This window comes from Stutzerimonas kunmingensis, assembly GCF_014764705.1.
In the GTDB taxonomy this organism is placed as follows: domain Bacteria; phylum Pseudomonadota; class Gammaproteobacteria; order Pseudomonadales; family Pseudomonadaceae; genus Stutzerimonas.
In genome coordinates, this window is record NZ_JACXXG010000001.1 from 212417 (window position 1) to 225530 (window position 13114).

A 13114-nucleotide genomic window follows, 5' to 3' on the forward strand; every position below is an offset into this window, starting at 1 on the left:
TATGTGCCCCCACATTCCTTCCCACATATATCTAGCGCGTGACTGCTTTGATTCGTTAAGCCACTTAGCCTTACGTCGTTGACTACAGATGGCTTGCGTTAGGGTAGAGAGGCGGGCTGAAGTAAAAGCCCCGCAAGGTGCGGGGCTCGGCGCAAATTAGGCGCACTGGTCAATCTGTGCTTCCCAGCCCGCTTGGGTCTCAGTGAAGCAGAGCTTGCGTTCCTGGCGTTCAAGATTCTTGATCTGGGTTAGCAGAGCACGTATCTCTCCGCCCTCGTGCTGGATCTCTAGAAAAAACTTCCGGAGATTCGCGTCCGCCAATTTGGGAATAGGATTTTCGCCGTATTCCCATTTCTTGACCGCATCTGCTGTGTAATCAATGAGTTCCCCAAGCGTTTTGCGGGACATTTTCAGCTCAGAGCGCAAAAAACGAAACTCGGCTCCAGTCAACCTGCTTTCTTTTTCGACGAGCGAATGGGCGATTGCTGTATGCAACTCCTTAATATCCGCAATGTTGAAATAGCTATCCCCACTACCGTCAGTAGTCTCGGTATAGCCATTGGCGAGCCAGACGTTGGGTAGGCCGCATGCTACGTAATGAAACATGCCAGACATGTCAGTCCTCCTCTTTCGTTGCGAAAAGAACACGAAGTTGGCCTTCGGGCTTTAGCATATGAACATCCACATAGATGGTGCCGTCACTGGTATGACATACCAGTTTTGCGTAAGTGCCGGTTTCTTCAAAATAGATGTATTCTTCCATGATGTCACCGTGCTCTAGACACTCCCAGATCTCAGCCATATAGACGGCCTGACCCTTCATGGTCTGGTTGAGGTTAGCCTGATAGACTACCTTGCCCATATCTTCGGTGGCGAAGCGGCGGATCTGCTCAAGAACGCGCCTGGGATGCCTAGCCATTTCCATGACTTTAGCCATGAAATCCCCCATGACTTAGCCGGCGAGTATAGGTATCTGATACCACTTTCGCAACGGCTTTGGTATCTGATACCACTTCCATCCATCGCATTCCCAATTTCTTTCCTTTTTTGTAGCGCGCATCACAGTCAGCTCGACCGGTGTAGCTCTGCGCGGCTTTGGCCGTAGGCCGGGTACGCATGCGTCAGCATGCATAGCCTTTGGCAGTGTTCTTTAGAGCCTCTGCGAACCCGAATATGTCGTCGAGCGAATCGATCGGGTGACGTGTTTCGTTCTTGTCAGCATCGAAGGTGCCGAGATACTTTTGCTGGCGGTTGAAATGCAGGCGAGCCAAGGGCTTGCGGTTATTGTCGTCTAGCAGCACACCGAAATAGCTTTGAGTGTCTCTTGCAGCGATGCGCTTAACGTCCACCTCCGAGCGTACGATCGCCTTGATGATGTTGAACCCTTCGATTTCTTCCACGGTGGTTTCGATTTTCGTCTTCTCGGATTCGTCGTCTGCTGGGCTCTCGAATGGGTCTTTCTCGTCGACGGGCGCCTGGCTTGTGATTACTGGCCGTACGCTGCCTGTCATCGCCGACTTAAGGCGTTCGTTAATTTGGTCCCCAAGGAACTGCGACGTGGCTTTCCGAGTGAGCTGTGCGAATTGCTCGCGTACTTTCTGAGTAATGACCCCGTCGTAAACCCGGGAGGCGATGAGCTTAACGAAATCGTCGTCAGGCTCGCTAAACTGCGCTGCCAGTACGCGTTTGATTTGGCCAACGTACTTCAGCTCACCCGCTGCGCTGATGATTGAGTCAACATCGAATGCGCCTTTGGTCAGCTTCTGCAGCTCTGGCACTACATGATCATCGATGTCGAGCAGATCAAACTCAAGGAACGGCTTTTCGTCCATTTTGTTTGGCGCGTCCAAGTCGGTAAAAAAGCGATAGACCTGGCCGTTGGTTAGTATCGAGATTCGCGCAGTGGTGACGTGGAAGTAGCGGAAGAGTTGGCTGGCGTGGTTGATATTTAGCGGTTCGCCGACCTTCTTACTCTCGATTAAGATCTGGATCTGCCCATCTTTCAGGATGGCGTAGTCGATTTTTTCCCCCTTCTTCGTTCCGACGTCACAAACGAACTCAGGGACGACTTCTGTGGGATCGAATACATCGTAACCAAGCACGCTCTGAATAAACGGCATCACGAAGGCATTCTTGGTGGCCTCCTCAGTTTGGATTACCGATTTTTGCTGACGAATCTTCGCCGCGAGGCTCGCGAGCTTTTCTTGAAATTCCATCATCCCTCCTTTGGACCTTGCTAGTCGCGGCCAAGAAGTAGGCCGCCAACGTACCCTTGATATTATTCTGCCAGTGCTCTCTTATGGATACTACTGACGTTAGCGGGGTAGGTGGGGAGGGAATGCGTATGGGAAACGCTGATGAGCCGATCGGGCCGATCGTGTATGTGTACGCAGTGCTCAATCTTGTCACATGGATTGTAAAAGTCGGTGTGTGGATCGCTGCGATTTGGATGGCGCTGAAGCCAGATGGAAGTGTGCTTGCAGCAATCCTTATGATCTTTATCGGGAGTTTTATCAGAACCAGAAGCTACGGCGAAGACGCCGCCCGCGCTCGCTAATTACTGTCAGCGCAGAAGTGGTCGCTCCGGGTCCCATCCAGCGTATTTAGCCATCCGCGGGGACGCGGAGTCCCGGGCTTCGCGAAATTCGAATTTTCCCTATAGGCACCCCCGCTGTTCCGCATTCCGACTGGATTTCTGATTTTTCCTAGTTGGACTATCGGAGATGCGTAGGTGCGTTAGTAGGGGCGTGGGTAGTGCTTAAGTTCACTGCCCCCACCAGCGCAGACTAACGACGCGCTCCAAAGCGCGTTAGTACGCTTGGGGGGTATGGGGGGTAACGCATACGCACTTTTACCCCCGCCAGCAGCGATCAAATATCCAGGTCGTCGAGTAGGTCCGTCATCGTTTCCGGGACAAAACGCGTTTTCTTGTTCCTGTACTCATCCTTCCATTCTTCGCGCCGTAACTGCCCGGCCGCTTCCAGGCGAACCAGCAGGCGATTGAATCGCGCTTTACCTTCTTTTCTGCTCCAGTCCGCTGGGGCGCCTTCCATGGCGTGCAGCAGGTGCCAAGTGGTCGCTGGTCCGGACCTCGCCGCGCTCACATCCAGACCCTTTGCGATAGCCTCCCGCATAAGCGCCAGGATGGTTTCGGCTTCTCGCTGTTCGGCTGTGGCTGCGCATTCGGCATAGCCATCAATCATGGTTAGCGGGACCGGTACTGCGTTAACGAAGTCCAGGCGAATTTGCCTGTCCAGGCGCTTCGCAAGGTTTGATTTCTCATGAACCAGCGCTAGCGCCCCTGCATCGTGGAGCATGGCCAGGCGGGAACGAACGGAGTTGTTCCACGCCGTGCTACCGCTGTAACGACTTCCTGCTGCGTTTGAGCTTGCGCGTACGGTGGCTTTATCGACATACGCTAGCACCAGCACAGCCGCGTCTGACTCCCGCGCAATGTGGCGCATGAATCGGATAAATGTCCGCACCTCTTGGCGATCGTTTTCGTTTCCGGCGAAAGCGTCAGAGGCATTGTCGATTACGATCAGATCAAACTGTTCATTCAGCAATGCGGCACGTAATTCCGTGAAAACCGATGTGGGATAGAGCTTCCCGTCTTGGAGGGCCATTAGAGCGCCGGTACCCTTTGTCCCGTCAGCGACTCGCACGTTCCTTCCAACGCTGGAGGCGTCGAGGTCATAGGTTCTGATCACTTCGCGCAGGCGCAGGCGACAGATATTGGCGGGGTCCTCCAAGCTTACGAACAAGGCGCGCCCCCGTGCTGCGACCAACGTGTCCCAGTCGCGCCCGCAGGCCACGTGTGCAGCTAGGGCTAAGGCCAATGTGGACTTGCCGGTCCCCCCATCAGCTGAAAGTAACGTCACCTCTCCGCGGGGCAGAAGCGGCTCAAATAGAAAGCGAACTGGCGGGATGTCCGCGATCATCAGGTCATCCAGCTCCACCCACTCCAGCGCCGGGCCGTCCGGCTTGATCGGTGCGTATCCCTTTGCCTTGGCGCCGGCCAGCATCCGCTCCAGCTCAGTGCCCATAAGCTCAGCTGCACGATCAGCGCCGCGCGCAGTGGCTACGGCCGGCGTAATAAAGTTGGCGAACAGCTCCCTGATATCGTTCTCAGCTAACCCCGCATGTGTCCACTTACCGACGAGCGCTAGTGCGTTTGCATGAACGTCCGCGCCTGCCCGCAGATCGCCGATTGCACCTGCCAGGTTCACACGCGTAGGCACCAGCGCCAACAGCTCCGCGGTATCGTCATCGTCCGCCGTGGCTGTGGTGCCTTCAGGTCCGTTGCTGGCGCTGTACCGCTCCCGTAGTTCCGAGCCGTACCGTTTCCCGCTCGCCTCAATCAGCCGTACAGGTTGCGGCCTACCTTTGTTATGGAGGAATCCAGGCAAGCGCATAACGCGGGGCAGGTCGCAGACGCTCGGATCACTGCCCCATGCTGCTGCAATCTGTTTTTGCCGGCTCATGAACTCGCCAAGCTCCAGCTCATCCGTAAGCCAGTAAGCGTGCAGCTTCCCGGCGCTGCTCTCGACCATGATCGATGGCGGCAGCTCATCGGCTCGCAGCCGTTCCAAAGTATCTGGCGCTGGGTTATCGAAGTCAGCAAACAGCGCGCGGGGACGGATAATGTTCTCCTTTTTGCGCCCGTCGCCATCCGTTGCGTTAACGGTCACGAATACGCCAGCCCCCTTGGCGTTCATCTTCTCCAAAAAGGCGGAGTGCTCATCAAGCGTGCCGTGCCGCATTTGGGCGAGCAGTGGACGCTTTGCTGGGGTGTCGTCGAAGGTCTGGAATGTCACTGGCTCGCCAGGCGCCAGCGCCTCAAGATAGCGACGGGCTTCGTTCAGATCGCGCTTCGGGGGGCAGGTCGCGGCTGGTGCCCCGATCAGGTCGTCATATTCTGCGTCCGTCACGACTTCACCCCGGCAGCCAACAACGCGGCTTCGGCTTCCTTGCGGGTGCAGGCCAGCACATATTGCATGATCTGAATACCGCTTGCCGATGGGACTTCTTGATCGGCGAGCCAAGAGGCCAGTTCGAAATGCGAGCAGCCGTTGCGGCGCGCTAGCTTCCTAAATCCAGCCCAGTTCGCGAGGCGTGCGCGTCTGCTTTCCGATCGGTGATATCCAAGGGCATTGGGCGCTCCGATAAAAAGTTCAGGCCGCAAGCCCATCGACCGGCAAGGGATCATTTTCCCGCCCTCAGTTGTTCAGCAATCAGCGCGCGGACAGCTGCCAGCTCAGCGCGTACTGCGCCGATAGCGTCACTGTTTACCTCGGCGGGTTGCTGGTCAGCATCCGGGTCATCGAACTGCGTTGCAATCAATGCCAGTACAGCGTCAGCGCGGGCGATGGACAGAGATAGTGCGTCAATCGGGAAGTCTTGCAAGCTCATGCACGCTCCCCCAGCTTGTCGGCGATCCAAGCATCTACTGACGCGGCACTCCAGCCGACAGCGCGCGAACCAATCTTGCACGAGTGCGGAAAGTCCCCGCGCTTCATTAGCTCATAAATCCAGGCGCGCCCAAATCCGGTGGCGGCCATAACTTGTGGCAGGCGATAAATCGAACGGGCGGGACGTGTGTGGCGGGACAAGCTGGTCATTTGCATCGCTCCAGTAGTGTCGTTTAACGACTAGCGATGCCTATTCAATACCCCGCTAAGCTTTGGAAAAATCCCGAACAGCGAATCGGGATATTATTCTTTTCGTTCACGACCAGAACGCCTTGCTGCGTCGGGCCTGTACCACATCCATTCCTCTCGCAATGTCTTCAGTTTTGGTGGGTTATACCCCTCCGCCTTCAAGTGTGCATGAACCTCCACCGCCATCTTCCCCGTCCTAATAGTCGGATCAGCGCGCCAACGGTCCAAAGCGAAGCACCACGCTTCGTTTTGCATAAATCGCGTCTGGGTTCGCGCGGCGCGGGCCTCCCGTCCTTCCCGCTCTAAAACATCCGGTGCGGCTAGTTCAAGCATATGCACGCACAGCCCTGCGACGATGGTCGTAAGGTGCTGCCGCTGGGCTGGGTTCAGTGTGGCCTCTAAACTGCCTATGGCGCGTCGAACGTACTCCAAGTCGCTGTCGTCCCCCGGTTCTATAAGCCGCAGCTGAGGGGCTTGCGGGTCGCCCTGAGCCATCAGTTGCGGCAGGATCGCCAGCCCGAAATCCTCAACGATCTCAGTCAGCCCCAGACGCTTCAGCGGGTCGTAATCGGTCACGACTGTGTCCCCGCGCGGCTGGTGCGCTTGAAGTCTGCGGCAATAACGTTCGCGGCTGCCGGTGTGGTGATGTAATGCGCCCATTCGGCCATCAGTGCCCGGCGCTTCTCCAAGAAGTCAGAGCGGGAATAAGCGGCCTCGGTCTGGTCGCGCTCGTCATGCGCCAGCGCTAGTTCGCAGACTTCACGTGGGTAGTGCGTGCGCTCGTTTGCCCAGTCCCGGAAGCTCGACCGGAAGCCGTGGCGGGTGATGTCGTCATGACCCAGGCTGTGCAATAGGGTACGAACGGCATTCGCATGGATCGCTCCGGTTTTACCTTGACCCGGGAAAAGGAAAGGGCTGTCCTCGATACGTGGCAGGCTCTTGAGCATTTCCACAACGGGCGGCGCCAGGGGTATCTCGAACGCCTTGCGCATCTTCATTCGCACCGCCGGCAGCGACCAAACGCCCGACTCCAGGTCGAACTCGTCCCAGGCGGCCAAGCGGATCATCTGCGCTCGTGCGCCAGTTAAAATCATCAGGCGAGCGGCCACGGCGGCGCGTGAATCGTGGGCGGCGAGGGTGGCCATCAATGCCGGTACATCCTGCCATTTCATCGCGGCAAAATGCTCGCGTTTGCGGGCTTTCTTCTTTTCGGCGCGGCTTAGTAGGTTGTCCAGGTGCCCACGCCAGCGGGCGGGGTTGTCGCCATTGCGCAGCTTGCGAGCCTTTGCCGCGTCCAGTACCTGTTCAATTTGTCCGCGCACTTCGTCCGCGGTGCGGGTTTTGCTGCCCCAGATCGGTTGGAGGACACGTAGCACATCCTCGATTTCGATATCTCCGGCGGATTTCTTGCCGATGATGGGGAATGCGTACAGCTCAAGCTTGCGCAGCCAGCCCTTGCGCCACTTCTCTGACCAGGTAGCGCTATGCGCGGTGTGGTAGTCCATGGCCAGGCCTTGGAAGGTCACACGCTGAGCTTCCTTGGCTCTTTGTGCCTCCCGTTCGGCTTCGCGCTGGGCATCCCTGACTGCCATCGGGTCGATACCGTTCGCCAGTTTCTTACGGTGTCCTGCTGCGATCAGGCGCGCCTCCTTCAAGCTCACTTCGGGATAGCTGCCCAAACCCATATCGCGGCGCCGGCCTGCAATCTGGTATCGCAGCAGCCAGGACTTGCTCCCGGATGCCCTCACGACAAGGCGCAACCCGTCCCCGTCTTCATAGGTGCCCGACTCACGCAGGTTCTCTACCTGCTTCGGGTTCAGCTTGCCCATGCTTCACTCCCTGATTCTGTCCCCACACTTGTCCCCACACTTTTGCGCTGGATGGTGCTAGTTTTGGGTGGCTGCCAATGGACAGATATTAGGCTGTAACCCGCATGGCGTCTAGGGTTGGGCGGAGGTGGGTAGAAATCACTAGACAATAAAAAAGCCGGCTTGTGGCCGGCTTTTCTTCAGTGCTTCGACTTACTTCTGGTAAGCCTCGGCAGCTTTGATGATGGCGGCACGGGCGGCGTCGGCGCCTTCCCAGCCTTCGACCTTGACCCACTTGCCCTTCTCGAGATCCTTGTAGTTCTCGAAGAAGTGCTTGATCTGCTCAATCAGCAGCGGCGGCAGGTCGGTGTATTCCTTCACGTCCACGTACAGCTGGGTCAGCTTGTCGTGCGGAACGGCGATCAGCTTGGCGTCGCCGCCGGCTTCGTCGGTCATGTTCAGTACGCCGACCGGACGGCAGCGGATGACCGAGCCCGGGGCAACCGGATAGGGGGTCACGACCAGCACGTCGAGGGGGTCGCCGTCGTCGGCCAGGGTGTGCGGAATGAAACCGTAGTTGGCCGGGTAGAACATCGGCGTGGCCATGAAACGGTCGACGAACAGGCAGTCGGTGTCGTGATCGATTTCGTACTTGATCGGCGCGTGGTTGGCCGGGATCTCGATGGCGACGTAGATGTCGTTCGGCAGGTCTTTGCCAGCCGGGACTTTGCTGTAGCTCATGAACGATGGGCTCCTGATCGGCCAGCGCGGCCTGGGGGCGGAAAAAGTGGGCGCGATTATAGGCGCAATGTCGCGTGCAATGCACGCCGGCTTCGACGCGCCCGGCCTACGCAGGTTCCCGGTAATCGGGATGTTCGGCCTGCAGGCGTTGCAAGCGCGCCAGCGGGTCCTGCCGATAGAAGTCCGCCAGCTGCGCGTAGACCTCGGGAAAGGCCCGATGCAGCACGTCGGGGGCGCTGAAGAAATACTCGCTGGTAACGGCAAAGAACTCTGCCGGGTTCTCGGCGGCGTAGGGGTCGATCGGTGTCTCGGCATCCGGGTCGTCGTCGAGTATGCGGTCGAGCTGGTCGTAGGCGCGCTGCATGGCGCTGGCCCAGGCGTCGATGCGCATCTGCCGGTGCAGCGGCGGCAGGCCATTGGCGTCGCCGTTGAGCATGTCCAGCTTGTGCGCCAGCTCGTGGATCACCAGGTTGTAGGCCTCCCAGCCGCCACTCTGCTGCACTCCAGGCCAGGCCAGGATCACCGGGCCCTGCAGCCAGGCTTCGCCGCTGTGCTCGGCGTCCCATTCATGCTCGACGCCGGCGGCGTCGCGATGCTTCTGCGGGCTGAGGAAGTCGTCGGGGTAGATCACGATCTCGTGAAAGCCGCGATACCAGCCGAGATCGGCCAGGTGCAGCAGCGGCAATTGCGCCTGCAGCGCCAGGCGTAGGCGGTCCTCGGCTTGTAGTTCGACCCCTGCCAGCGGCGTCAGGCGCTTGTCGTGCAGAAACAGCACGGCGCGCTCACGCAGACGGCTCAACTCGTCCCCGCTCAGGCCATCGAGTATCGGCAGGCTGTCGAGCACCTGCTGCCACAGCTCCGGCGCGACCGGGTTGCGGGCAAGGATGCGTTTGCGCTGCCAGGCGCGGAAGGACCACATGGGCGGAGGCTCCAGTGAAGTGGGCGCCCACATTAAGCGTGGCTGCGGGATGCGACAAGCAGTGAAGTGCCGTCGGTCGGTGCGTCACGGGACTGTCAAGCGGGGCCGCTACATCAGGAGAACCACCCATTCGCAAGGAGACCCCGAGATGACCGCACCGGATCAGAAACGCCGCCAACTGCTGCAGGGCATCGGCGCCGGCATCGCCCTGCCGGCCCTGGGCATTGCACCCGCCATCATCGCCGCGCCGCGCGAGCGCCCGCAGATGCTCGACGGCGTGCAGGCCGGCGATGTGGCGGACGGCCGCGCATTGATCTGGAGCCGCTGCGACAGGCCTGGACGACTGGTCGTCGAGTGGGATACGCGCAGCCGCTTCGGCAATCCGCGGCGAATGCTGTCTTCGATCACCGATGCCGGTCAGGACTTCACCGCCCGCGTCGATCTGCGTGGGCTGCCGGCAGATCAGTCGATCTTCTACCGCGCGCGCTTCGAGGATGCCCGCAGCGGCGTGCTCAGCGAGCCCTGGTTCGGCCATCTGCGCAGCGCACCAACTCGCCCGCGCAATATCCGTTTTGTCTGGGGTGGCGATACCTGCGGCCAGGGCTACGGCATCAACCCGGACTTCGGCGGCATGCGCATCTACGAAAGCATGCGCATGCGCCGACCGGACTTCTTCCTGCACAGCGGCGACGTGATCTACGCCGACGGGCCGATCCCAGCCGAGCTGACTGCCGAGGACGGCAGCATCTGGCGCAATCTGGTCACCGAAGAGAAGAGCAAGGTCGCCGAGACGCTCAATGAGTTTCGCGGCAACTACCGCTACAACCTGCTGGACGAAAATCTGCGCGCCTTCAACGCCGAGGTGCCGCAGATCTGGCAGTGGGATGACCACGAGGTGACCAACAACTGGTCGCCGAGCAAGGAGCTGGATGACCGCTATCAGCAGGTGCGCGACATCGATACGCTGGTGCAGCGCGCACGCCAGGCCTATCTGGAATACGCACCGATGCGCCTGGCCCGCGGCGACAAGCTCGGGCGCATCTACCGCAAGGTCAGCTACGGGCCGCTGCTGGATGTGTTCGTGCTGGACATGCGCAGCTACCGTGGGCCGAACACTCACAACCTGCAAGCGGAGCAGGGCAGCGACACGGCGTTTCTCGGCCGCGAGCAGCTGCGCTGGCTCAAGCGAGAGCTGCGGGCCTCGCGCGCGACCTGGAAGGTCATCGCCGCGGACATGCCCATCGGCCTGCACGTACCGGACGGTCCGCGCTGGGAGGCAATCGCCAATGGAAACGACGGTGAGGCGTTGGGCAGGGAGCTGGAAATCGCCGACCTGCTGACCTTCATTCAGCGAGCACGAGTGCGCAACACCGTCTGGCTGACCGCGGATGTGCACTACTGCGCGGCGCACCACTACCACCCGAATCGGGCGGCGTATCAGCAGTTCGAGCCGTTCTGGGAGTTCGTCGCAGGTCCCTTGAACGCCGGCAGCTTTGGACCGAATGCGCTGGATGGCACCTTCGGCCCAGAGGTGGTGTTCCAGAAGGCGGCGCCCACGCCGAACAGCTCGCCGCGGGCCGGCTTCCAGTTTTTCGGCGAGGTGGAGATCGACGCGCAGAGCGGTGCGCTGGGCGTGAGTCTGCGCGACATCGACGGCTCGGTGGTCTACAGCCAGACGCTTGAGCCCTGGCAGCCCGCCTGAGCCGGCTCAGCCGAGCAGGAAGTTGCCGGCGCGAGGTTCGCCTTCCAGCGCCGGTACTTCCGCTTCGTCCTTGAGCTGTACGCCAGAGAGCTGCCGGCGGCTGGCTTCGCGCATCAGATAGAGCAGGCGGTGCGCGGCGAGGTTGTAGCTCAGGCCTTCTGGGCGAATGTTGGAAATGCAGTTGCGCTGCGCATCGTGCCGGCCGACCTGCGGCGCCCAGGTGAAATACAGGCCCAGGCTGTCCGGCGAGCTGAGCCCTGGGCGTTCGCCGAGCAGGATCACCACCATGCGCGCCTTGAGGCGCTGGCCGATTTCGTCGGCAATCGCGACGCGGCCCTGTTCGACCAGGGTGATTGGCCCGAGCGCCCAGCCTTCGGCCTGACACTGCTCCCCGATCTTCAAGGCCATCGGTGCGGCGTGGCGCTGCACCGCCAGTGCGGAGAGGCCGTCGGCGATCACCAGCGCCAGATCGCAACCGTCGCCCGCATGCTCATCGAGCGTTGCGGCGCTGGCTTCGTCGAGGCGCCGACCGAGGTCCGGGCGCTGCAGGTAGATCTGCCGGTCGGTGGCGGCGCTGCGCAGATGCAGGCAGCCAAGTTCATGTTTCTTCAGCTCGCCAGCCAGCGCTGCGCAGTCCAGCGGCAGATGCACCGCGTCGCGCGCCTGGGCGTGGGCGAACTGGAAATCCAGCTGTGCGTCGGTGGGCAGGCTGACACCAGCCCGGCCAAGGGCGATGCGTGCCGGGGTCACCTGGCGCAGGTGCTGCCAGGGATTCTCTATCGTGGGGGAGCGATCGGGCATGGCTACCTCGGAGCGTGACGGTCGGACGCGTGAAGAAGCGCGCAGCGTTTTCCACCTGAGGATGGGCGAGGTAGCAAGAGCGGCTTCATGCCATTTTCTCCAGCGCCCGGCGGAACGGCTCGGGCAGCTCGCGGCCGAGCTGCAGGCGGTTGCCGTCCTGCCGGAGGATCTGCATCTTCGCCAGCCACTCCTCGAATTCCGGCGCGGGCCTGCGGCCCAGCACCTGGCGCACGTAGAGCGCGTCGTGGAAGGAGGTGGTCTGGTAGTTGAGCATCACATCGTCCGAGCCCGGGATGCCCATGATGAAGTTGATGCCCGCTGTGCCGAGGAGGGTCAGTAGCATGTCCATGTCGTCCTGGTCGGCTTCGGCGTGGTTGGTGTAGCAGATGTCGCAACCCATGGGCACGCCGAGCAGCTTGCCGCAGAAGTGGTCTTCCAGCCCGGCGCGGATGATCTGCTTGCCGTTGTAGAGGTATTCCGGGCCGATAAAGCCCACCACGGTGTTCACCAGCAGCGGCTTGTAGCGGCGTGCGACGGCGTAGGCGCGGGCTTCGCAGGTCTGCTGATCGACGCCGTGGTGGGCGTTGGCCGACAGCGCGCTGCCCTGGCCGGTCTCGAAATACATCAGGTTGTCGCCGAGGGTGCCGCGCTTCTGCGACAGACCGGCCTCGTAGCCTTCCTGCAGCGTCGCCAGGCTGATGCCGAAGCTGGCATTGGCCGCCTCGGTGCCGGCGATGGACTGGAACACCAGATCCAGCGGCGCGCCGCGATTGATCGCCTCGATGGAGGTGGTGACGTGGGTGAGGATGCAGGCCTGGGTCGGGATCTCGTAGCGGCTGATCACCGCATCGAGCATCTTCAGCAGCTCGCAGATGCCGGCGGTGCTGTCGGTGGCCGGGTTGATGCCGATCACCGCATCGCCGTTGCCGTAGAGCAGGCCGTCGAGGATGCTCGCAGCGATGCCGGCACCGTCGTCGGTCGGGTGATTGGGCTGCAGCCGGGTGGACATGCGCCCGGCCAGGCCGATGGTGTTGCGAAAGCGGGTGACGACCCGGACCTTCTGCGCGACCAGGATCAGGTCCTGTACTCGCATGATCTTCGACACCGCCGCGACTATCTCTGGCGTCAGGCCCGGTGCCAGAGCCTTTAGGGACGACTCGTCGGCATCCTCGCCGAGCAGCCAGTTGCGGAAATCGCCCACGGTCAGGTGGCTGACCGGGGCGAAGGCAGCGGCGTCATGGCTGTCGATGATCAGCCGAGTGACTTCATCGCTTTCGTAGGGAATCAGCGCTTCTTCGAGAAAGCGCTTGAGCGGCACCGAGGCCAGGCACATCTGCGCCGCCACGCGTTCGGCGTCGCTGCCCGCCGCGACCCCGGCGAGCAGGTCGCCGGAGCGCGCCGGGCTGGCCTTGGCCATCACCTCGCGCAGGTCGTCGAAGCGCCAGGTGGTGCCGCCCACGCTGTGCGAGTAAGCCATGTCAGC

General features: G+C 60.9%; 14 protein-coding genes. 2 read left to right on the forward strand and 12 right to left on the reverse strand.

The features are described 5' to 3' along the window. Window positions 1-156: 156 nt before the first annotated feature. The 3 genes from IEG05_RS01035 to IEG05_RS01045 all read right to left on the reverse strand — a co-directional run bounded on the left by IEG05_RS01035 (window position 157) and on the right by IEG05_RS01045 (window position 2216). Window positions 157-615, reverse strand: coding sequence for a transcriptional regulator (locus IEG05_RS01035; RefSeq protein ID WP_191121504.1), 459 nt, complete (start codon window positions 613-615; stop codon window positions 157-159). A 1-nt stretch (window position 616) separates the two neighbouring features. After that, entirely contained in the window at window positions 617-937 is a 321-nt protein-coding gene (locus IEG05_RS01040) for a hypothetical protein (protein ID WP_191121505.1), read from the reverse strand. 184 nt (window positions 938-1121) lie between these two features. Beyond that, window positions 1122-2216: a type I restriction endonuclease gene (locus tag IEG05_RS01045; RefSeq protein ID WP_191121506.1), complete on the reverse strand. Its 1095-nt coding sequence runs from the start codon at window positions 2214-2216 to the stop codon at window positions 1122-1124. 128 nt (window positions 2217-2344) lie between these two features. On the opposite strand from IEG05_RS01045, the gene IEG05_RS01050 reads away from it, so the two are divergent. Continuing rightward, complete coding sequence (locus IEG05_RS01050; RefSeq protein WP_191121507.1) at window positions 2345-2557, forward strand: hypothetical protein; 213 nt, start codon at window positions 2345-2347, stop codon at window positions 2555-2557. A gap of 313 nt (window positions 2558-2870) precedes the next feature. Here IEG05_RS01050 and IEG05_RS01055 read toward each other — a convergent pair whose 3' ends face one another. The 7 genes from IEG05_RS01055 to IEG05_RS01085 all read right to left on the reverse strand — a co-directional run bounded on the left by IEG05_RS01055 (window position 2871) and on the right by IEG05_RS01085 (window position 9128). Then, the gene (locus IEG05_RS01055) at window positions 2871-4931 is read right to left on the reverse strand and encodes an AAA family ATPase (RefSeq protein ID WP_191121508.1); all 2061 of its coding nucleotides are present in this window, start codon (window positions 4929-4931) and stop codon (window positions 2871-2873) included. A 274-nt stretch (window positions 4932-5205) separates the two neighbouring features. Then, window positions 5206-5412, reverse strand: coding sequence for a hypothetical protein (locus IEG05_RS01060; protein ID WP_191121509.1), 207 nt, complete (start codon window positions 5410-5412; stop codon window positions 5206-5208). Further along, entirely contained in the window at window positions 5409-5627 is a 219-nt protein-coding gene (locus IEG05_RS01065; protein ID WP_419581649.1) for a helix-turn-helix transcriptional regulator, read from the reverse strand. Before IEG05_RS01065 ends, IEG05_RS01060 begins: the two co-directional genes overlap by 4 nt. An 87-nt stretch (window positions 5628-5714) precedes the next feature. Then, on the reverse strand, window positions 5715-6236 hold the full coding sequence (locus IEG05_RS01070) for a hypothetical protein (RefSeq protein WP_191121511.1): 522 nt from the start codon (window positions 6234-6236) through the stop codon (window positions 5715-5717). Continuing rightward, window positions 6233-7489 carry a tyrosine-type recombinase/integrase gene (locus tag IEG05_RS01075; RefSeq protein ID WP_191121512.1) on the reverse strand — a complete coding sequence of 419 codons (1257 nt, stop codon included), beginning with the start codon at window positions 7487-7489 and terminating at the stop codon, window positions 6233-6235. Before IEG05_RS01075 ends, IEG05_RS01070 begins: the two co-directional genes overlap by 4 nt. Before the next feature lie 192 nt (window positions 7490-7681). Further along, window positions 7682-8209: an inorganic diphosphatase gene (gene ppa, locus IEG05_RS01080; protein ID WP_014819027.1), complete on the reverse strand. Its 528-nt coding sequence runs from the start codon at window positions 8207-8209 to the stop codon at window positions 7682-7684. Between the two features lie 106 nt (window positions 8210-8315). Then, entirely contained in the window at window positions 8316-9128 is an 813-nt protein-coding gene (locus IEG05_RS01085) for a M90 family metallopeptidase (RefSeq protein ID WP_046619172.1), read from the reverse strand. Window positions 9129-9276: 148 nt separating this feature from the next. Between IEG05_RS01085 and IEG05_RS01090 the strand changes: the two genes are divergently transcribed. Beyond that, window positions 9277-10830 carry an alkaline phosphatase D family protein gene (locus IEG05_RS01090; RefSeq protein WP_191121513.1) on the forward strand — a complete coding sequence of 518 codons (1554 nt, stop codon included), beginning with the start codon at window positions 9277-9279 and terminating at the stop codon, window positions 10828-10830. A gap of 6 nt (window positions 10831-10836) precedes the next feature. On the opposite strand, the gene eutC is transcribed toward IEG05_RS01090, so the two are convergent. Continuing rightward, window positions 10837-11631, reverse strand: coding sequence for an ethanolamine ammonia-lyase subunit EutC (gene eutC / locus IEG05_RS01095; protein WP_191121514.1), 795 nt, complete (start codon window positions 11629-11631; stop codon window positions 10837-10839). Window positions 11632-11716: 85 nt separating this feature from the next. Next, entirely contained in the window at window positions 11717-13108 is a 1392-nt protein-coding gene (locus IEG05_RS01100) for an ethanolamine ammonia-lyase subunit EutB (protein ID WP_191121515.1), read from the reverse strand. Window positions 13109-13114: the final 6 nt, after the last annotated feature.